General features: G+C 40.7%; 18 protein-coding genes and 1 pseudogene. 5 read left to right on the forward strand and 14 right to left on the reverse strand.

The genetic code is table 11. The annotated features are described in order from the left end of the window. Positions 1-210 precede the first annotated feature (210 nt). The 6 genes from MORIYA_RS11395 to rplU form a co-directional block, all read right to left on the reverse strand. Positions 211-825, reverse strand: coding sequence for an HD domain-containing protein (locus MORIYA_RS11395; protein ID WP_112715288.1), 615 nt, complete (start codon positions 823-825; stop codon positions 211-213). Between the two features lie 47 nt (positions 826-872). Continuing rightward, complete coding sequence (locus MORIYA_RS11400; RefSeq protein WP_067050986.1) at positions 873-1,220, reverse strand: ArsR/SmtB family transcription factor; 348 nt, start codon at positions 1,218-1,220, stop codon at positions 873-875. 183 nt (positions 1,221-1,403) lie between these two features. Next, on the reverse strand, positions 1,404-2,753 hold the full coding sequence (locus MORIYA_RS11405) for an NCS2 family permease (protein WP_112715290.1): 1,350 nt from the start codon (positions 2,751-2,753) through the stop codon (positions 1,404-1,406). A gap of 412 nt (positions 2,754-3,165) precedes the next feature. Further along, a complete protein-coding gene (cgtA, locus tag MORIYA_RS11410; RefSeq protein ID WP_112715292.1) occupies positions 3,166-4,341 on the reverse strand; it encodes an Obg family GTPase CgtA in 1,176 nt (391 codons plus the stop codon). Positions 4,342-4,617: 276 nt separating this feature from the next. Then, positions 4,618-4,875 (reverse strand): 50S ribosomal protein L27, encoded by a 258-nt coding sequence (rpmA, locus tag MORIYA_RS11415; protein WP_006034530.1) that lies wholly within the window; start codon positions 4,873-4,875, stop codon positions 4,618-4,620. 16 nt (positions 4,876-4,891) lie between these two features. After that, positions 4,892-5,200: a 50S ribosomal protein L21 gene (gene rplU, locus MORIYA_RS11420; protein WP_112715294.1), complete on the reverse strand. Its 309-nt coding sequence runs from the start codon at positions 5,198-5,200 to the stop codon at positions 4,892-4,894. A gap of 332 nt (positions 5,201-5,532) precedes the next feature. Between rplU and ispB the strand changes: the two genes are divergently transcribed. Further along, positions 5,533-6,504 (forward strand): octaprenyl diphosphate synthase, encoded by a 972-nt coding sequence (gene ispB, locus MORIYA_RS11430; protein WP_112715296.1) that lies wholly within the window; start codon positions 5,533-5,535, stop codon positions 6,502-6,504. Positions 6,505-6,643: 139 nt separating this feature from the next. On the opposite strand, the gene MORIYA_RS11435 is transcribed toward ispB, so the two are convergent. The 5 genes from MORIYA_RS11435 to MORIYA_RS11455 all read right to left on the reverse strand — a co-directional run bounded on the left by MORIYA_RS11435 (position 6,644) and on the right by MORIYA_RS11455 (position 11,459). After that, the gene (locus MORIYA_RS11435) at positions 6,644-7,942 is read right to left on the reverse strand and encodes an adenylosuccinate synthase (RefSeq protein ID WP_112715298.1); all 1,299 of its coding nucleotides are present in this window, start codon (positions 7,940-7,942) and stop codon (positions 6,644-6,646) included. A 130-nt stretch (positions 7,943-8,072) separates the two neighbouring features. Further along, positions 8,073-8,255, reverse strand: a complete 183-nt coding sequence (locus MORIYA_RS11440) for a DUF2065 domain-containing protein (RefSeq protein ID WP_006034492.1) — start codon at positions 8,253-8,255, stop codon at positions 8,073-8,075. A 121-nt stretch (positions 8,256-8,376) separates the two neighbouring features. Further along, positions 8,377-9,702 (reverse strand): branched-chain amino acid transport system II carrier protein, encoded by a 1,326-nt coding sequence (brnQ, locus tag MORIYA_RS11445; RefSeq protein ID WP_112715300.1) that lies wholly within the window; start codon positions 9,700-9,702, stop codon positions 8,377-8,379. Between the two features lie 214 nt (positions 9,703-9,916). After that, positions 9,917-10,660, reverse strand: a complete 744-nt coding sequence (locus MORIYA_RS11450; RefSeq protein ID WP_174216926.1) for a tRNA1(Val) (adenine(37)-N6)-methyltransferase — start codon at positions 10,658-10,660, stop codon at positions 9,917-9,919. Positions 10,661-10,847: 187 nt separating this feature from the next. After that, positions 10,848-11,459 (reverse strand): helix-turn-helix domain-containing protein, encoded by a 612-nt coding sequence (locus tag MORIYA_RS11455; RefSeq protein WP_112715302.1) that lies wholly within the window; start codon positions 11,457-11,459, stop codon positions 10,848-10,850. 264 nt (positions 11,460-11,723) lie between these two features. Between MORIYA_RS11455 and MORIYA_RS11460 the strand changes: the two genes are divergently transcribed. Together MORIYA_RS11460 and MORIYA_RS11465 are read left to right on the forward strand one after the other, a co-directional pair. Then, positions 11,724-12,044, forward strand: coding sequence for a hypothetical protein (locus MORIYA_RS11460; RefSeq protein WP_112715304.1), 321 nt, complete (start codon positions 11,724-11,726; stop codon positions 12,042-12,044). A 3-nt stretch (positions 12,045-12,047) separates the two neighbouring features. After that, entirely contained in the window at positions 12,048-12,662 is a 615-nt protein-coding gene (locus MORIYA_RS11465; protein ID WP_112715306.1) for a LysE family translocator, read from the forward strand. A 42-nt stretch (positions 12,663-12,704) separates the two neighbouring features. Here the strand turns inward: MORIYA_RS11465 and MORIYA_RS11470 are convergent, their stop codons facing one another. After that, a complete protein-coding gene (locus tag MORIYA_RS11470) occupies positions 12,705-13,670 on the reverse strand; it encodes an inverse autotransporter beta domain-containing protein (RefSeq protein WP_112715308.1) in 966 nt (321 codons plus the stop codon). A gap of 322 nt (positions 13,671-13,992) precedes the next feature. On the opposite strand from MORIYA_RS11470, the gene srmB reads away from it, so the two are divergent. Together srmB and MORIYA_RS11480 are read left to right on the forward strand one after the other, a co-directional pair. After that, complete coding sequence (gene srmB / locus MORIYA_RS11475; RefSeq protein ID WP_112715310.1) at positions 13,993-15,258, forward strand: ATP-dependent RNA helicase SrmB; 1,266 nt, start codon at positions 13,993-13,995, stop codon at positions 15,256-15,258. 1,040 nt (positions 15,259-16,298) lie between these two features. Further along, positions 16,299-16,427 (forward strand): annotated as a pseudogene (locus MORIYA_RS11480) (nitronate monooxygenase); the annotation flags it as partial. A 230-nt stretch (positions 16,428-16,657) separates the two neighbouring features. Here the strand turns inward: MORIYA_RS11480 and MORIYA_RS11485 are convergent. Together MORIYA_RS11485 and MORIYA_RS11490 are read right to left on the reverse strand one after the other, a co-directional pair. Further along, complete coding sequence (locus tag MORIYA_RS11485; protein WP_112715312.1) at positions 16,658-17,347, reverse strand: general secretion pathway protein GspB; 690 nt, start codon at positions 17,345-17,347, stop codon at positions 16,658-16,660. Further along, entirely contained in the window at positions 17,344-18,984 is a 1,641-nt protein-coding gene (locus MORIYA_RS11490) for an ExeA family protein (RefSeq protein ID WP_112715314.1), read from the reverse strand. The genes MORIYA_RS11485 and MORIYA_RS11490 overlap by 4 nt, the downstream gene beginning before the upstream one ends. Positions 18,985-19,148 lie beyond the last annotated feature (164 nt).

A 19,148-nucleotide genomic window follows, 5' to 3' on the forward strand; every position in this document is an offset into this window, starting at 1 on the left:
TTTATCCTCGTAAATAGAATTGATGTTATTGATATAAATACCAGTTAAGCGTTCAAGCAAATTAACTTACATATTAATATATATTCATATCAATTTTCATTCAAGTGTAATAACAAAAAAAAGCGAACACAAATGCTCGCTTTTCGTTTTGGTCATCACTATTTATTGAGGCTATCAGCTTAATGCTGCACTATCGGCTTAATTCGACGATCACAATTCCGACTGCAGTTGGACTAAGAAGTCACGCATATACACACTGCGTCGTTGTGCTTCAGCCTTTGCCGCCTGTGTGTGCATGCTATCACCCAGCGTTAGTAGCTTGGTAAAAAAATGATCGAGAGTATACACACTGTCATCCGGTTCACGTTCTGTACAAAGTGGATCAATACTGCTATACAACTGACGGTTTAGCTTGCCCCCGACTAAAATGCAACGGGCGATACCAATAGCACCGAGTGCATCCATACGATCAGCATCTTGTAATATTTTCGCCTCCAACGTTTCTGGCGTAATATCAGCACTAAAGCTATGTGCGACGATGGCATGATGAATAGCCCTGTGGTATTGCTGAGGGTAGTTAATCTCTTGTAAGTACGCCACAGCACGATCGGCAGCTAACAACGAGGCTTGCTGGCGCTGCGGGTGATCTTTAGCAACTGAAACACAGTCATGCAACCAGGCTGCAGGCTCTAAGATCGCCAGCTCTGCGCCTTCACGCTCGCCCAATTGCCTCGCGGTCGCCACCACCCGTTCAATATGATCGATATCATGGGCGCGATCAGCACCGCCCTGTTGGGTTAAAAATTCAATCAACAGATTGCGCATGACACTCTCGTTAAAATAACGCTTTAAGCTAGGATCTTTAATAACAATTATTCATGCTCGGTCACGTGACAAGCCAGATCATGTACCACATGACGAATATGGTGATCATCCAGTCGATAGAGGATTTGTTTACCTTGACGTTCAGAACGTAAAATACGCGCTTCACGTAAATGACGTAAATGATGGCTGGTCAGTGATTGTGACATACCGGTAACCGCTGATAACTCAGAGACAGGAACAGGTCCAGCCATACAGGCAAGCACTAAGCGGATACGGCCTTCATCGCCTAACAAATGAAAAAGATGCGCAAGAGAAGCAATATGCTGATCATCTAATGCCGGTAATTCAGCACTACATTGTGGTTCTGGGCAACATTGAGATTCTAATTTTGGCATTCTGCCCCGCTAAGATAAAAATGGATGAAAGGAAAGTGTAACACTTAAGGTCATAGGGGCAACACCTACTGGGTTTTCAGATCAAAAATGCCAGCCTAATATACATGAATAGCGCATACTCAGCTGGCACTTTTTATCACATTAGCGACACACAGATACCGTCAATATTGGCTATCTAACGCATTAGATAAACGCGAGTTTCGCAATGAATACCACAGCCAATACATTCATCCCTAAAGACACATCGGCAGAACGACCTGTACCATGCTTAATAATAGTGAATGATAAGAAGCCTAAGATAATACCGTCAGCGATTGAATACGTTAACGGCATCATTATTGCGGTGATTGCCGCTGGTACATAATCGGTAAATTCATCCCAGTTAATTTTATGTAAACTGCCAACCATTAAGAACGCAACGTAGATCAATGCACCCGCAGTCGCATAACCAGGTACAATCTGGGCAATCGGCGCAAAGAACATCGATGCTAAGAATAACAGACCAACAACAACCGCAGTTAAACCAGTACGGCCACCTTCGGCAATACCGGCATTACTTTCAATATACGTTGTTACCGGTGGACAACCAATTACCGCACCAACCACACTTGCCACACTGTCAGCGGTTAAGGCTTTGTTTAAATTTTCAATTTTGCCATCTTCGTTATACATATTTGATTTTTCGGCCACCCCAATCATAGTGCCGGCAGTATCAAACATGTTCACAAATAGGAAGGCGAGAATAACACTGACCATCGATACGTCTAACGCACCCATTACATCCATTTTCATGAATGTTTTTGATAAACCAGTTGGTAGTGATACAAGCTGGTCAGGTAAGGAGACTAATCCCAGAACCCCACCCATCACAGTAACCGTAATAATACCAATTAATACCGCACCGAATACTTTACGTGTGGCTAAAATAGCAATAATAAGGAAACTGACAGCGCCTAAGATTACTTTCGGATCATGAAAGTCACCCAGTGTCACTAGCGTTGCAGGGCTTGCAGTGATAATACCAGCCGCTTTTAAACCAATGATACCTAAAAACAGACCAACACCCGCGGTCATTGCGTAGCGCAAGCTGCTTGGAATGCTATCGATGATCCAGCTACGTAGTCTCGTCACACTCATCAATACAAATACGAGGCTTGAAATGAATACCGCACCTAATGCAATTTCCCACGTATAATTCATGCCCTTTACTACAGCGAAAGTAAAAAATGCATTAAGTCCCATGCCCGGTGCTAGACCCACAGGCCAGTTCGCATAAAGACCCATGAAGATACAGCCAACTGCTGCACTTAATGCTGTTGCAACGAATACCGCTTGGTAGTCCATGCCTGCAATAGACATGATATCAGGATTAACAAATAGAATATAAGCCATGGTAACGAAAGTCGTTAAACCTGCCATTACTTCTGTTTTAATCGTGGTGTTATGTGCTTTTAGCTTGAACAACTTTTCCAGAAAAGTTGCAAAAGCTGACGTGTTTGTTGATTCAGAGGTAGACTGACTTGCGGTATTCATTAAGGTACTCACTTTTTAATTCGTTCATCTTACTCACTGTATAACAGCGGTTGTCTGTACTTGTTGCTCTTTAATGCAACTGATAGATACAAACCAAGATGACTGGTTATTTAACAAATGGCTGTCACTTAGCAGAAAAGTGGAAAGTTCTAAGCTGACAATTATTAAATAACCGGATTTAAATATAGGTAATTATTACCTGCTATATTCACTTGGTGAACGGCGGGATTATCTGTTAATTTGACTGTAATTGGAAGTTTTTTGTCAAAAAAGCATATCTTTATTACGTAAAAAATGATTTAAGTGCGAATTACAAATCAAATGCCTAAAAGTATAGTTTTAGTTAAAGAAATACCAGCACTAGGCTGGTATTTTCACTATAAACATATATAAATTCAATGCTTAATGAGGATTAGTCACGAGCATAGATAACGTGACCGTCATCTTCGGATTCCCAGTCATCCCAATCATCATCGCCTTCTTCGATAACGGCGTGATTAGCGATTTGATCTTTATGGTATTCATCCCATAAGAAACCGACATCACCGTCATCTTCAACTGGCATTTCAATCTTCGGACGCGGCAGTGATTCAATTTGCTCCATCATCGCGCGAACAAGATCTTTAGTACCAACACCACTTGAAGCAGACATAGTATGTACTTCACCTTCCCAATTAATCGCTTCTACAACGCGTTTAATTGTTTCTTCAGCTTCGTCTGCTAATACCAGATCGGTTTTGTTAAATACTAACCAACATGTTTTTGCTGCTAGTTTTTCACTGTATTTCTTCAGCTCACTCACAATAACTTTTGCGTTTTCTGCTGGATCGCTCATGTCCTCAGGTAATAGATCAACAATGTGAACCATTAAACGACAACGTTCTAAGTGACGTAAGAAACGGATACCTAGACCAGCACCATCAGAAGCGCCTTCAATAAGACCAGGAATATCGGCAACCACGAAGCTACGTTCAGGGCTTGCACTGACTACACCTAGATTAGGTACTAATGTGGTAAACGGGTAGTTCGCTACTTTTGGTTTCGCTGCAGAGATTGCGCGAATAAAAGTAGATTTACCTGCGTTTGGTAGACCTAATAGACCTACGTCAGCAAGTAACATCAGTTCTAGGCGTAAGTTACGCACTTCACCTGGTGTACCTAACGTTTTTTGACGTGGTGCACGGTTTACACTGCTTTTAAAACGGGTGTTACCAAGACCATGGAAACCAGCTTTCGCGACCATTTGACGTTGCCCGTGCATAACAAGATCGGCAATAATTTCCCCAGTATCATCATCTGCGACACGCGTACCAACCGGTACACGTAAAGTAATATCTTCGCCACGAGCGCCTGTTTGATCTTTAGCGCGACCATTCTCACCACGTTCGGCTTTATGGAAGCGAACAAAACGAAAATCGACAAGCGTATTTAAGTTTTCATCAGCAATCATATATACATGACCACCATCACCGCCATCACCACCATCAGGGCCACCACGAGCAACATATTTTTCACGGCGGAAGCTTACACAGCCACTGCCGCCATCACCGGCTTCAACTTTGATTCGGGTTTCATCTACAAATTTCATTTCGCTATTGCTCCTACAAATTAGGAATGCAGTTAGTTGCACGGATTAATTAATCACGTACTGACCTCATGTTCACTCGGTGAGTAAATTAATCAATCCGTGCAACTATCAACTTATTATGGAGTGTCATGACTAACCAAGCTTAACTAGCAAGTATGGGTCAATATTCTCTCTCAATGTTTACTCTTTTAATATTTTTATTGCTCATATTAATTTTAGCAATAAAAAAACCCCGCCATATAGGCGGGGTTTTAAAATTCTTAGTTTGTACTGAAATTATTCAGCTACAATGCTAATGAACTTACGGTTTTGTGGTCCTTTAATTTCGAACTGCACTTTACCGCTAGCTTTAGCGAATAGAGTGTGGTCACGACCACAACCTACGTTTGTACCAGCGTGGAATTTAGTACCACGTTGACGAACTAGAATGTTACCCGCAAGAACTGATTCGCCACCAAAGCGTTTAACACCTAAGCGTTTGCTTTCTGAATCACGACCGTTGTTGGTACTACCACCAGCTTTTTTATGTGCCATCTTTTAGTACTCCTAATTAAGCGATTTTAGTGATCTTAACTTCTGTAAACCATTGACGGTGACCCATCTGTTTACGAGAGTGCTTACGACGACGGAATTTAAGGATTTTAACCTTGTCCGCACGTCCGTGAGATACCACTTCAGCAGTGATTTTTTTACCTTCAAGGTAAGGTGCGCCAACTTCGATATTATCGCCGTTTGCAACCATTAATACTTCGTTAAATTCGATGCTTGATCCAGCTTCAACGTCTAGAAGTTCTAGACGAAGAGTTTGACCTTCAGCAACGCGGTGTTGTTTGCCACCGCTTAGGAAAACAGCATACATGTTTTCTGACTCCGATCCGTATCCAGCATACCTTAGGTAGCGACACGTCATGATAATTTATAACAATGGCGCGAATTCTACTCAAAACTTCCCGGTTAGGCAAGCTGATTTTTAAAATAAATATAAATAAGCAGGAAAGTAGTAAATCGCGATCGCTTAATCCTTTCGGCAATTACAATTTAGTGTACAATTACAACATAAATTTGACAGAAATTGTATATTATAGCCTACTTTCAAGCTAGGACTAGCGATGAATGTAGCCATAAATACTCTAAAATAATAGATTTAAAAAATCGACATACACCTATAAAAGTAGCACGGAACTTATACACATGGACATTAAAGCCATTCAAGCGTTATCGAAACAAGATATGGACGCTGTCAATGAACTCATTTTAGCTCGACTGCAATCCGATGTTGCCCTCGTTAATCAAGTGGGTTATTACATTGTAAATGGTGGCGGTAAACGCATTCGTCCACTAATAGCAACATTAAGTGCACGCGCACTGGGTTACCAGGGACAACAACACATAGATGTGGCTGCTATCATCGAATTTATTCACACCTCAACCTTATTACATGATGATGTGGTTGATGAATCTGACATGCGTCGTGGTCGCGCAACCGCGAATGCGGCGTTTGGCAATGCTGCAAGCGTATTAGTGGGTGACTTCCTATACTCACGTTCTTTCCAGATGATGGCAAAGCTCAAAAACAGTAAAATTATCGATATTCTATCTGATGCGACCAATGTGATTGCCGAAGGTGAAGTATTACAGCTAATGAATTGTAATGATGCAGACACTGACGAAAAACGTTATATGGATGTGATTTACTACAAAACAGCCAAGCTATTTGAAGCAGCAACACAACTGGCTGCAGTTATTTCTGAGCAACCACCAGAAATTGAACAAGCGATGATTGATTATGGCGTGCATTTAGGCGCCGCATTCCAGCTTATCGATGATGTAATGGACTATACTGCTGACGCACAAGAAATGGGTAAAAACGTTGGCGACGACCTTGCCGAAGGTAAACCAACCCTGCCGTTAATTCATACCATGGCTCACGGCACCGAACAAGAAGTATTAATGGTGCGTGAAGCTATCGAGAAAATGAATGGCATGGATAATCTTGATGCTATCTTAGCCATACTTGAACGTAACGGTTCACTGAACTATTGTGTTGATAAAGCCCAGCAAGAAGCCGAGTTAGCCGTTAAAGCAATTGCGGTACTACCTGAGTCAGAATATAAACAAGCGCTTATTTCACTGGCTTATATTGCAGCTAACCGCAGCAATTAAGCAGTAACCGATTGGCGATATTAAAAGCCGCCTGATTACTCGATAGCGAATAATCAGGCGGCATTTTTGTACCTGAAATTCAAGATACAAAAAAGGCCGCATCAGCGACCTTTTTTGTATCAGTTATAACCAAATAGACTTATACGTCGTATGGGTTAACTAATACTATTGTTTCGTTACGATCTGGGCCAGTTGATATGATATGAATTGGCACGCCCGTAATTTCTTCAATACGCTTGATGTAAGCAATTGCAGCGTCTGGAAGTTGCTCTAGTGTAGTAGCTCCGTATGTTACTTCGCTCCAACCTGGCATTTCTTCGTATACAGGTTCAACAAGTTCATAACCGTCAGCAGCCATCGGTGGCACGTCAAGAATTGAACCGTCTTGTTGCATGTAGCCAGTACAGATTTTCAATGTTTCTAAACCGTCTAAAACGTCTAGTTTAGTGAGGCAGAAACCGGTGATGCTGTTTAACTGAACTGCACGTTTTATTGCCACTGCGTCAAACCAACCACAACGACGTTCACGTCCAGTAGTTGCACCAAATTCATGGCCTTTAGTGCCTAGGTGATTACCAATTTCATCATTAAGTTCCGTTGGGAATGGACCAGAACCCACACGTGTAGTGTAAGCTTTAGTAATACCAAGAACATAATCAATATGACATGGACCAAAACCACTACCAGTAGCGACGCCACCTGCAGTTGTGTTTGATGATGTTACATACGGGTAAGTACCGTGGTCGATATCGAGTAACGTACCTTGAGCACCTTCAAACATGATGTCATCACCGCGGCGACGTGCATCATCAAGCAGTGATGTTACGTCTACGACCATGTCTAGTAGAATAGGGGCAACTTCGTGCATCTGAGCTAACACATCTTCGTAGCTTACTTCTGGTTCATTATAGTAATGCTGTAGTTGGAAGTTATGGTATTCCATTACTTCTTTCAATTTAACAGCAAACTGTTCCATGTTGAATAGATCGCCAACACGTAAACCACGACGCGCTACTTTATCTTCGTAAGCGGGACCGATACCACGACCAGTTGTACCGATTGCTTTTTTGCCCAGTGCTTTTTCACGGGCAGCATCTAGCGATACATGGTATGGCAGGATTAATGGACACGCTTCACTGATAAGCATACGCTCACGAGCTGGGATACCTCGTTCTTCAAGCATTTTAACTTCAGCCATTAATGCATCAGGTGCTAGAACGACACCATTACCAATGATACATTTTACGTTTGAACGTAAAATACCAGATGGAATTAAGTGAAGAACTGTTTTTTCACCATTGATTACTAATGTGTGACCAGCATTGTGACCACCTTGGTAGCGCACAACATATTTAGCTCTGTCAGTTAGTAGATCAACTACCTTACCTTTACCTTCGTCACCCCATTGAGTGCCGAGAATAACTACATTCTTTCCCATGATACCGTCGCGGTTGTTGGTTAAAAGAGGATTCTAGCAAAAATTAAATCAAAATGTTTAAAAAATTTGATTTCTATCTCATTAAAATCAGAAAATACAAGTTTACTTGTTGTTCTGCTGTACAAAAAAATTACAACATAAACAATAAAACGACACCAGTCACCACCAAGCAACCAGCATATTTACGCACCTTGTCAGCGGGCTGCAGAGTAATCAACGAGAGCATTTGTTGCCATTGCTTAGGCAGCAACAGCGGCATAATACCTTCAATGATAAATACAATAGCTAACGCCAACCACAATTCATTACCCATCAAACCACCTCATTATAGTGCGACAAACCGTAAGCACCAAAAAAATAGCATAAAAAATCCGTTCATTCAGGAACGGATTGTAAATTAGTTTAATCAAATCTCATTGAGAGCATATGATCGACTATTTTGCGGTAGCGACACTCACATTTGCTTGCGGGCGCATTGCAACAATCGATACTATGATAGCAAGTGCAGTCGGTAATACCCAAGCTAAACCTTGATCAAATAGCGGTAAGAAGTCAAAACCACTCATTGCCAGACCCGCCACTTTCATGCCGTCTAAGACACCAAACATGAATGCAACAACCATAACGAAACGGAATGCAAACTGTGGATTAGGGAAACGTTCTTGCAATAAGATCAGCGCAACAATCGCAATAGCCAGTGGGTATACCGCAAATAATACCGGTACAGAAATACTGATTAATTGAGATAAACCAACGTTAGCAACAATAGCACATACGATGCAGTTAATGATAACCAGCATTTTGTATGACCATTGTGGTTTTAATTCATGGAAGAATTCTGCCACTGCACTTGCTAAGCCAATAGCCGTGGTTAAACATGCTAATGTTACAACCGCCGCTAAGATGTATTGACCAGGCAACCCGAATAAGGCTTGCACATAAATTGCTAAGATCATCGCACCATTTACATCAGCACCCACGGCAATCAGCGATTGGCTCGTTGCACCTAGGTAGAATAGTGAAACATAAACAAATGTAAGACCCACAGCAGCGATAGAACCCGCCATGACTAGATATTTAAATTGACCTGCTTTATCTGTTACGCCTTTGCTTTTAAGTACATTAATGATCAACATACCAAACATTAACGACGCAAACGTATCCATGGTGTTATAACCTTCGAGGAAGCCGGTAGTAAATGGGCTATCAATATACGCTTCACGTGCTAAACCAATTTCACCTTGTGGCATAATAAATACCGCAATCGCTAATACCGCTAATAATATAATTAATGCCGGCGTTAAGATCTTACCAATGTGATCAATCAGTTTACCTTGGCTTAAAGCGAAATAGGCAGTGATAATAAAGAAAACAACAGAATACAAAGCCAGTGTCGTATCGTTAGCAGCGTCACCTAAGAAAGGCTTAATCCCCATCTCATAAGCAACTAAACTTGTTCTTGGTGCCGCAAACGCAGGACCTATAATGACATAAATAGCCACTGCAATCGCCGTTGCCGCCATGGCAGGTAAAAAACGGGTCATGGCAATTAAACCACCGCCGGCTTTTGCGACCGCGATAATTGTAATCAGGGGTAAACCGACAGCGGTAGCAAGGAAGCCTAACATTGCCAGCATATATGATTGCCCAGCAAGGTTACCTGCTAACGGTGGAAAGATGATATTACCTGCGCCTAAAAAGAAGGCAAACGTCATAAAACCGATGGCTAAAACATCAGCTGTTTTTAACTTAGTAGTCATTAATATACTCTCTGCTTAGATATTGTTGTGTGTTCATTCATTCACTTCTTCCATGAAGCAAGCAAGGAGAAATAGTCCCCCCAACCGGTGTAGCACAAAGTATTATAATTATATTCTTGTAAAGAATTTTGTATTAGCCACTCACCCATTAATAATCGATACTAACAATCTGGTCATTAAGTGCAAGCGTAAATCTAATATCAGCTTAGTGAAATTACATTTTTAGATAAAAATCTTTGGTGATCCGCTTATAGTTATCAGAGTAACGACCATCGGGGTCATGAATAGTAAGCGATTGTTTTACCAAGTCATTATCACCGCGTTGGATATTCATCAACATACGTTTGTAAGGTTTTTTAGGGGTGGTTTTTATGTTTAAGCAAGTTATTTTCAAATCACCTAATTGTTGGCAATAAGTAACAAGTTCACATCCCGACGTATAAGGCAGTACGAGGGCAATGCGGCCATTAGGTGTTAACAGTTGCAGCGCACAATCAACCAGTTCTTGATGGGTTAAACTGCCCGTGTGTCTTGCAATTTGACGGGCGTCATCAGCTAAATTTTGGCCATGAACAAAATAAGGTGGGTTAGAGACGATAAGGTCAAACTTAGCATATTCATCTTTGCAGGCTTGCGTGAACGCTTGTAAAGCAACATGTTTAACTGCTATCGAAGATGACCATGGTGAATTATCTATATTGGTTTTTGCTTGCTGGCATGCAAACTCGTCAATATCAATCGCAATGGCCTGCATATTTCCCTGACAACGTTGCGCTAGCATTAAGCTAATAAGCCCGGAACCGGTGCCAATATCCAGTACTTTTAATGGTGCTGTGAACGCTGTTGTTACATCAGCCCAACCACCGAGCAAAATTCCGTCGGTTCCCACTTTCATCGCACAATCGGCATGTGAAACATGAAACTGTTTAAAGCTAAACCCGTCAATTTTATTTGCCACTATATTTCCCACACGGTTGTCTGCACGTTAGCACGATGGCGGGTACTCTACACGAGTTTGCAGTGCGTGAAAGTACTTTAGAAGCTGAGCATGGTTTCATTTCATACGCATAAAAAACCATCTCTAAAATAAGCTTAAGCTGCTCATTAAATGCTCACCATTGATTGTAACTGAAGTAAAATATGAATTAAGACGGTCGTTCATACATGAAGCGCCTATAACTATTCGGTGTTGTACCTAAAGCCTTTTTGAAATGTGATGCGAGGTGGCTTTGATCATAGAACCCGCATATAGCAGCTACATCAACAGGTTTAATTCCCGTACGCAATAGCCCCTTTGCTCGATGTATTCTCAATTGAACTTGGTATTGATGTGGGGCCATCCCCCACCGATCCTTAAACTGCCGAATTAAGGTATATTTGTTAGTATTTCCAATAATAGCTAACTCATCGAGACTAATATTAGTATCAAAAAACTCATCTAAATATTCCCGAGCCAAGCAAATTTTATTACCTGCAACCTTATCATCTAAATTTATGTTTCGATTACTGCTTTTAAGCAACAGTTTGGTGAAAAACGCAAATATCAGCGTTTCTAATAAAAGTTTAGAACCGTGATTATCCGAATAGTCAAAAATCATCCGTAAATGCTCAACCAAGCTACGATCAATCACACCGATTGCATATCCTTCATGGACATGTTTTGAAAAATGCTGATCCTTAAAGCTTGCTTTCACGTATTCAATGCCACCAAAACAGTCTAAAAGAGAAAATTCAGAGCCTGCAGTATCATTATTCATCTAGACTTCCCTATCCTATCCTATCCGAGTAATACATTTAATAATTCACATTTTAAATACAATATGTAAATTTCATACTACTTACAAACCCGTTTCATATCAACATACTCCATTGTTTTAAATAGAAAAAACATAACTTAACAATCAAGATAAACATTGTATGGATGATATTTACAGCACGAATAATGTAAATATCATCCTATAAGAATCAAATAATCATAGGCATAGTAGCCACTCTAAATAACCCACTGTAAGAGATTTAAGATGGAAGTTGAATTTAATACATCGCGTTCAAAATCATACCAAAATGCAATTAATCGTTTTCCAAACGTCTGGGATCAAGACCTATTGGTGATGCATAAATATTTATGCGTCAAAGATAAAGAAAAAATTCTACGTACGCTGGCACAATCAGCAGTGCCTGACGCCACCTGCTACATATTTGACATATTCACACATAATTCTGTTGCTAAATTTTTTGATTCATATGTAGCTCATGCCTGTACAACTGGCCATGAAGTTAGCTTTCTAAGCCGCGACTATGCTAAAAGCTTATGTAACAATACCGGTTGCAAAGAAGGATAGTTAATGATGAGCATTGATCATGTAACTTATGTTATGACGTGTATTTTAGCGGCTGGCACGCCAGGGCCAGGTACACTGGCAGTTATCACTATGTCCATTAAATCAGGATTTAAAAGAACCTTACCATTAATGGTGGGCATTATTATAGGCCTCGCTATAGTTGCCTTATTTTCCATATATGGTTTATCCATAATAATGCTGAACTCCACAACAGTCTTTCATGCGATACAAGCTATTGGTGGCGGGTATATCTTTTACTTAGGCATAATGTGTATTTTAAACTTTAAAACCGCAAAATTACAGCAAAGCAACGTTAAAGAATTTGGCGTCTATTCCGGTGTGATCATATCTATTTTCAATCCGAAAACGATTCTTTTTTTTACATCATTAATGCCAACTTTTATTAAAGTTTCTGACAATACGGTATCTCAAAGTTTTTACTTAACCGCCATATTACTTTGCTGTACGTTTCTGGTTCACTTACTCTATGCTCGATTAGGTAACTTATCAGCGAAAGTATTAAACAATCATATTGATAAGTTAGAGCTTGCTACCGGCATATTCTTTATTGCAATAGCCACTTTCATACTATACTCCGCTTTAACCACAACATTCTAATAGATACGATGAACTGGCTCTTAAATGATGGTATCCATAAGCCTAGTTTGCAGTGCGCGCGAGCACTTTAGAACGCGAGAATGGGATCATTTGATGCATCGAAAAACCATTATCTAAAATAAGTTCAAGCTGTTCATTTAATGGTCGCCATGGATCATAATTAAAGTAGAGATAAACCCCGTAGCCGACATCATGATCTTGCACTTTGGTGGCTTCCACACCTAATTGCAATAATGGGATGGGTGTGTAATCCAGCCCCGCAGTTAATTTATGACTATTATCCGTTGACTCGTAATCATGACTCACTGTAATGTCATCACCAAAGAAGTATTCCAAAGAACTATGGAATTGCAAGGTCGGAGTGATAGCCCCTTCCGCACGAATATCGATGCTGTTAACCAGATCGTCTTCTTCACCTTTACCTGATAGTGGAAAATAAATATTCGATGATAGATTGAAGATATAATTTGGATCATCGTATTTACTACCGATAGATAGACGATGATTGCCCGAGTTCATTTCAACATCCCAAAAAGCATTCACGCCAACGCCAATTAGACTGTCTTCAGGTAAAATACCGATACCGTTAGAGACTAAGATATCCTCATTTTTGTAATCAATATTCGCTTGCCAAACCAGATCTTCGGAAAAAAAGTTATCGACGACATAATCCAAACCAGGATTGTTGGCTAACGAAGTACCGTGTCGGTCATAATCATCATAGTTACTGTGCAGCTGTAAACCAAAACTGAGCTTAGAATAACGTGGTTTTGAAAATTCGAAAGGTTCAAATGCAGGTTCTCCAGGCACTTCGACTACAAGCGTTGGTTTACGTTGCTCTTTACCACCAAGGTGACCACGCTGCTTACCCCAATAACCTTTATTAGAGATAGCCCCATCATTCTCAGAATAATACTTATCTTCAGCAGCATGAATCGAAGGGGATAAAGACAGTAACAATGCCATAGAAGACAATAATACAGCAGACAATAGACCACGAGGGTTCATCGAAAACACACCTTAATAATAAAATAACTCGGCTAAGATAACAAAAATACAGCATTCAAGCTAATGAATATAACCGACCACCAAACATGTTTATAGCGTATTTCTAGATCCAAACTGACACTTCAACCGCGCTGCTAACACCGATAAATCATAATTTTTATAATAGTGATTATTTCGTCACTTGAGTAGAAAACCAATACCCTCCAGGCCTCATATCTGCCATAATGGCTGATTAACGTTCCAAAATTTGACGTGTCATTGTTTAATTACAGCAAATGATAACCTCATCTTCCTTTTTAACCTCTTGTTATACGGTAGTTTTATGGACTTCGAAAGTCTCGATCTAGACCCTGAATTAATTGCAGCACTTACTGATAATAATCTTGTTCAACCGACATTGATTCAACAGCAAGTACTGCCAACCGCCATGGAAGGTAGAGATATCCTTGCATCTGCACCGACTGGTACAGGTAAAACGCTGGCATTTTTATTACCAGCTATTCAACATCTGCTTGACTTTCCACGTCGCGAATTAGGTCCTGGACGCGTACTTATCTTGACGCCAACGCGAGAACTCGCGAGTCAGGTATTCCAACAAGCTAAAATGCTAGCGGCTTATACTGACCATAAAGTATCGATGGTCACGGGTGGTGTTGATTATGCTCTACACGCTGAAGTATTAAAAAATAACCTTGATATTGTCATTGCCACGCCGGGTCGTTTATTAGAATACATCCGCCGTGATGCATTTGAATGTGCAGCCATTGAAATACTGATCTTAGATGAAGCTGACCGCATGTTAGATATGGGCTTCTATGATGACGTGAAAAGAATCACTGATGAAATGACCCGTCGTCAACAAACAATGCTATTTTCTGCAACCCTAGAAGGTCGCGGTATTGATCGTTTTGCTGAAGAACTATTGAAAGAACCTGTTGAATTTAGAGCGAATCCTTCTCGTAGAGAAAAAGCTAAAATTCATCAGTTCATGCACCATGTTGATAATCACGCACACAAGCAAGCCTTGTTAGTGCATTGGTTACGTGATGAAAGCACCACACGTTCTATCGTGTTTGTAAAAACCCGTGAACGCCTTGCCGAGCTTGTTAGCTACCTGCAATCACAAGACATCGCGTGTGCATATTTACGTGGTGAAATGGATCAAGCGAAACGTACGCGTTCTTTGAACCAGTTCAAAAATGATAAAGTAAAAGTGCTGGTTGCTACCGACGTTGCAGCTCGCGGTATTGACGTACAAGATGTAAGCCATGTATTTAACTTTGACTTACCACGTAGTGCTGAAATTTATGTTCACCGTATTGGTCGTACAGCACGTGCCGGTAAGAAAGGAACAGCGATCTCATTGGTTGAAGCGCATGATCTACGTATCTTTGGTAAAATTGAACGTTATACCGAAGAAACAATTAAGCGTCGTGTAATTCAAGATTTGAAACCAAAGAATAAAATTACAGCATCGAAAACGAAGAAAAAAGCGAAAGTAACGACGACTGGTAAAAATAAAGCATCAGCGAAAGCCAAGCTTAAAGCCAAAAAACGTACCAAGAAAAATAAATCTAAAAGCAAGTAATCGTTCAAACCAACAATTACTTAAATTAGTAAGAACCGAAAAGGCGTTAAATTTATTTAGCGCCTTTTTTGTATCTGCATAAATCCCAGATATAGAAAAGGCGGCACAGTGTGCCGCCCTAAAGTCTCTATCTCTCAATCCATGAAACGCGTAGCAACCCTGCTAAATCCTGACTCTATTTATTCCGTTAAATTTCCACTTCCCAATCCATCGGAGTGTCCTTTTACCTTCCTGGCACAATAAATCGATCCTGATTTATTTCTATGTTACATCCTGTAACTTAATCCTTTGGTCTTCTTCCTGAAGCTGTCCTGTGTTACATCCTGTAACTTAATCCTTTGGTCTTCTTCCTGAAGCTGTCCTGTGTCGCATCCTGCAACTTAATCCTTTGGTCTTCTTCCTGAAGCTGTCCTGTGTTACATCCTGTAACTTAATCCTTTGGTCTTCTTCCTGAAGCTGTCCTGTGTCGCATCCTGCAACTTAATCCTTTGGTCTTCTTCCTGAAGCTGTCCTGTGTCGCATCCTGCAACTTAATCCTTTGGTCTTCTTCCTGAAGCTGTCCTGTGTTACATCCTGTAACTTAATCCTTTGGTCTTCTTCCTGAAGCTGTCCTGTGTCGCATCCTGCAACTTAATCCTTTGGTCTTCTTCCTGAAGCTGTCCTGTGTTACATCCTGTAACTTAATCCTTTGGTCTTCTTCCTGAAGCTGTCCTGTGTCACGTCCTTGTGCTTATAAATATACGCCATTAACGCAGCACAACAAGTGATAAAAAACGATTAAATTAAATTTATTTACAAGAAACAAAAACCACAAAAACATAACATCATGATATTAATGGTAATAGTAGCTATTTACGAGTGTAAGACCAGACATGAAATCGAGATAAACACCGTCATAAGACGTCTATATCCCCCACTATAAATAGTCGATGTCTTACACTTGAGGATCTGCCAACTCAGCAGATAATATTGTTGATTAACAATACACAGGACATACCCAAACTAAAGTTGTGATTATTAAAATTTTACGATAAATAATTCTGTCAAAATCAGAACTTGTGGCCGCAGTTTCCAATGCCGGTGGTTTAGGTATTTTAGCAACTGGGCCATTGAGCCAGGAAGAAACCCGCACTGCAATTAGAAAGATCCGTAACCTCACTGGTACTCCGCAATTGCCAGTGAGGTTGATCTACCATTTTGGAAACTCGTTGCAGGGGTATTTGTGCAGTTCGACAAGATCAAGCAACTCTCTTATTTTGGTGCCTGAACAGAGAAAATAGAAGTAATATCGACGATTCAACACCCTAGCTCAGAGATTAACAGGGATAACGAATAAGATAGAAGGATGTATCACGACTCCCTTATATCTATACCCAATTAGATTAGTCGGTCAATTAGATTATGCAGACCAGTCAGATAACGCTTGTAAACTAAAACTTTGCACACCAACACGCATAATCACCTCATTTTGTAATATCTCTAAGATCTCCACATCATCACTTAACCAACTACCTTCTCGTAAGTCTCGATTATTAAGACGCACACTGCGACTTTTAGCGTTCGACGAATATATATGTGAGCTATAATTAATGTCCGGTATTTGTGCGCGTAAGTACTGTGGTAACTCAGCGAGAGGGACGGCATTATAACTTTCTGCAACCGCGTTTACAGAGATATTATCGTTATCACTTGTTGCTGTTAGCGCACGATTAAACTTAGCCAGTAGTTCTGGAGACACCTGCTCATTGGCTAATTCCGCATTCATGGTTAATAACTCAGAGGGCTGACCCGCTGGCACTGCAGGCTTGCTACCCGATACAATCAAAACGGGTAAGTTATTTTCTGAATACGACGCTGATACCGACGTGACTGGAATGCGGATCACCGAGAGCGGATACGCAAATTCAATATCTGGTAACTTTAAAATAATCAGCGGATCGGTTTGTTCAACGCCGACTGAAACAGCCCTCACCACATCGATACTGTTATTTACATTACCCATTGCAAGTAAGACTGGACTCCATAAGACACTAGCAAAGCTAACACTTATACTGAATATAATTAACGTTTTACCCACTACAAAATTCATTTTTCCTCCGGAAGATGTGTTGCCACATTCAATTTAGGCACAGTACTATCAGCATAATGGACCACGGTCATCATAGTTTGAGGCCCCACAATACCATCGGCACTTAAGCCCGACTGCTGCTGAAAGCGCATCACTTTTTTCATTAATGGCCAATCAAATCTCGCCCCTGACGCAGCTTGCTCACCGAGTGCAGCACTGATGTTTCGATCTAACCAACGAATTAATTCACCTTTATCATTTTCCTTTAAGCTATTTTTAAAACGACTTGGCGCGGTCCAAAATAAGGTAAAATCACCACTCCAGTATTGTTCAAACCAGGCTTGGCTCACCAGTATATGACTGCTGCTTAATTGTAGTTCCACCCCCAATGGCGTAATACTCAGTAAGGTCGCGTAATAGCCGTCACCTAAATTATCGAACAGGCGTACCACCGCAGGTAAATTATATTGCACTAACTCAGCATAATTACCTTGGCGCTGCAAACAACGCAAGCTGGCATATTTGGCATTACGGCAAGTGGCATTGTTCAAGGCAATGTCGTAACCCCACTCTTTATATAAAAACTGTGTTGCGGTGCTGCGTTGTCGCGCCGATTTAATATCAGTGAATAAGGCTTTGTCAGACATCACCTCATTACGAGCACGCGCTAACTGAGTATCTGTGTTAGTCGTGACGATGATAGGGGTTACCTTGCCAGCTTGTGTGACAGCAGCGTCATCCTCAACAAAATTAAACAGCCCAAACTGAAAGCCAGTGATCACCAACCCAAGACATACTGTTACGGCAAGTGCCGCTAAACGCTGCGCGTTTTTGTGGGTCTTAACCGGCGTGGTGATAGCGACAGCTGTAACCGCGGCTTGAATATGCTGAGAGGTGATTTTATCGTTTCTCGTTTTGAACGCATAATAAAGTGCTTTATCACAAACAAGGTTCACCAAACGGGGAACCCCAGCGGTATGTCGGTGAATGAGTTTTAATATTTTGCGACTAAATAACCCCGGATTACCCGATGCAATACTTAACCGATAAGCGACATAACTGACCAGTTCTAATTCTGTTAAAGGCAATAAATGATAACGCGCAGTAATACGTTGCGCGAGTTGGCGTAACTCTGGTAGCTTTAGTTTTTGCTGTAATTCTGGCTGACCAATGAGGACGATATGTAGCAGTTTTTTGTGTTCAACATCGAGATTGGTTAATAACCGTAATTGCTCTAATGCCGCTGTTGATAATAACTGTGCTTCATCAATGATAACCACACAGGCTTTATCTTGCTGACAATTAGCTAACAGAAAATGATGCAATAAATCGAACAGCACTTTTAAACTCAAATTATGCTGGTCATAATCAAGTTTAAATTCATCACACAAGATCGCTAATAATTCTAATTCACTGACTGCTGGATTATGGATATAACCTACAACAGTCGTATTGGTGAGTTCTTGTATCAAGGCGCGCGATACCGTTGTTTTCCCCGTTCCGACTTCACCAGTCAACATGATAAAACCACCCGCACCTTGTAACCCATAGGTCAGGTGCGTTAGTGCTTCTTTATGCCGGTCACTCATATAAAAAAAACGGGGATCGGGCGCAATAGAGAAAGGCATTTCTTTTAAATGAAAAAACTCAGTATACATCTATGATTATCATCCTGTAATTGATGCTTCACGTTAATCGCTAGACAAGCAAATGTCAAAAATAGGCGATGAAAATACAATTTTATTCATGAATAAGTCGTCAGAAAACCATTAATCACCAACTTAAACTTAATAGCGGCAAGTTAATTACTACAATCAACAGC

The sequence above is a fragment of the Moritella yayanosii genome (assembly GCF_900465055.1).
In the GTDB taxonomy this organism is placed as follows: domain Bacteria; phylum Pseudomonadota; class Gammaproteobacteria; order Enterobacterales; family Moritellaceae; genus Moritella; species Moritella yayanosii.

What these genes read in the sequence shown, in the direction of transcription:
- MORIYA_RS11395 (WP_112715288.1), bottom strand. Translation starts at nt 825, where the DNA reads ATGCGCAATCTGTTGATTGAATTTTTAACCCAACAGGGCGGTGCTGAT.
- MORIYA_RS11400 (WP_067050986.1), bottom strand. Translation starts at nt 1,220, where the DNA reads ATGCCAAAATTAGAATCTCAATGTTGCCCAGAACCACAATGTAGTGCT.
- MORIYA_RS11405 (WP_112715290.1), bottom strand. Translation starts at nt 2,753, where the DNA reads ATGAATACCGCAAGTCAGTCTACCTCTGAATCAACAAACACGTCAGCT.
- cgtA (WP_112715292.1), bottom strand. Translation starts at nt 4,341, where the DNA reads ATGAAATTTGTAGATGAAACCCGAATCAAAGTTGAAGCCGGTGATGGC.
- rpmA (WP_006034530.1), bottom strand. Translation starts at nt 4,875, where the DNA reads ATGGCACATAAAAAAGCTGGTGGTAGTACCAACAACGGTCGTGATTCA.
- rplU (WP_112715294.1), bottom strand. Translation starts at nt 5,200, where the DNA reads ATGTATGCTGTTTTCCTAAGCGGTGGCAAACAACACCGCGTTGCTGAA.
- ispB (WP_112715296.1), top strand. Translation starts at nt 5,533, where the DNA reads ATGGACATTAAAGCCATTCAAGCGTTATCGAAACAAGATATGGACGCT.
- MORIYA_RS11435 (WP_112715298.1), bottom strand. Translation starts at nt 7,942, where the DNA reads ATGGGAAAGAATGTAGTTATTCTCGGCACTCAATGGGGTGACGAAGGT.
- MORIYA_RS11440 (WP_006034492.1), bottom strand. Translation starts at nt 8,255, where the DNA reads ATGGGTAATGAATTGTGGTTGGCGTTAGCTATTGTATTTATCATTGAA.
- brnQ (WP_112715300.1), bottom strand. Translation starts at nt 9,702, where the DNA reads ATGACTACTAAGTTAAAAACAGCTGATGTTTTAGCCATCGGTTTTATG.
- MORIYA_RS11455 (WP_112715302.1), bottom strand. Translation starts at nt 11,459, where the DNA reads ATGAATAATGATACTGCAGGCTCTGAATTTTCTCTTTTAGACTGTTTT.
- MORIYA_RS11460 (WP_112715304.1), top strand. Translation starts at nt 11,724, where the DNA reads ATGGAAGTTGAATTTAATACATCGCGTTCAAAATCATACCAAAATGCA.
- MORIYA_RS11465 (WP_112715306.1), top strand. Translation starts at nt 12,048, where the DNA reads ATGATGAGCATTGATCATGTAACTTATGTTATGACGTGTATTTTAGCG.
- MORIYA_RS11470 (WP_112715308.1), bottom strand. Translation starts at nt 13,670, where the DNA reads ATGAACCCTCGTGGTCTATTGTCTGCTGTATTATTGTCTTCTATGGCA.
- srmB (WP_112715310.1), top strand. Translation starts at nt 13,993, where the DNA reads ATGGACTTCGAAAGTCTCGATCTAGACCCTGAATTAATTGCAGCACTT.
- MORIYA_RS11485 (WP_112715312.1), bottom strand. Translation starts at nt 17,347, where the DNA reads ATGAATTTTGTAGTGGGTAAAACGTTAATTATATTCAGTATAAGTGTT.
- MORIYA_RS11490 (WP_112715314.1), bottom strand. Translation starts at nt 18,984, where the DNA reads ATGTATACTGAGTTTTTTCATTTAAAAGAAATGCCTTTCTCTATTGCG.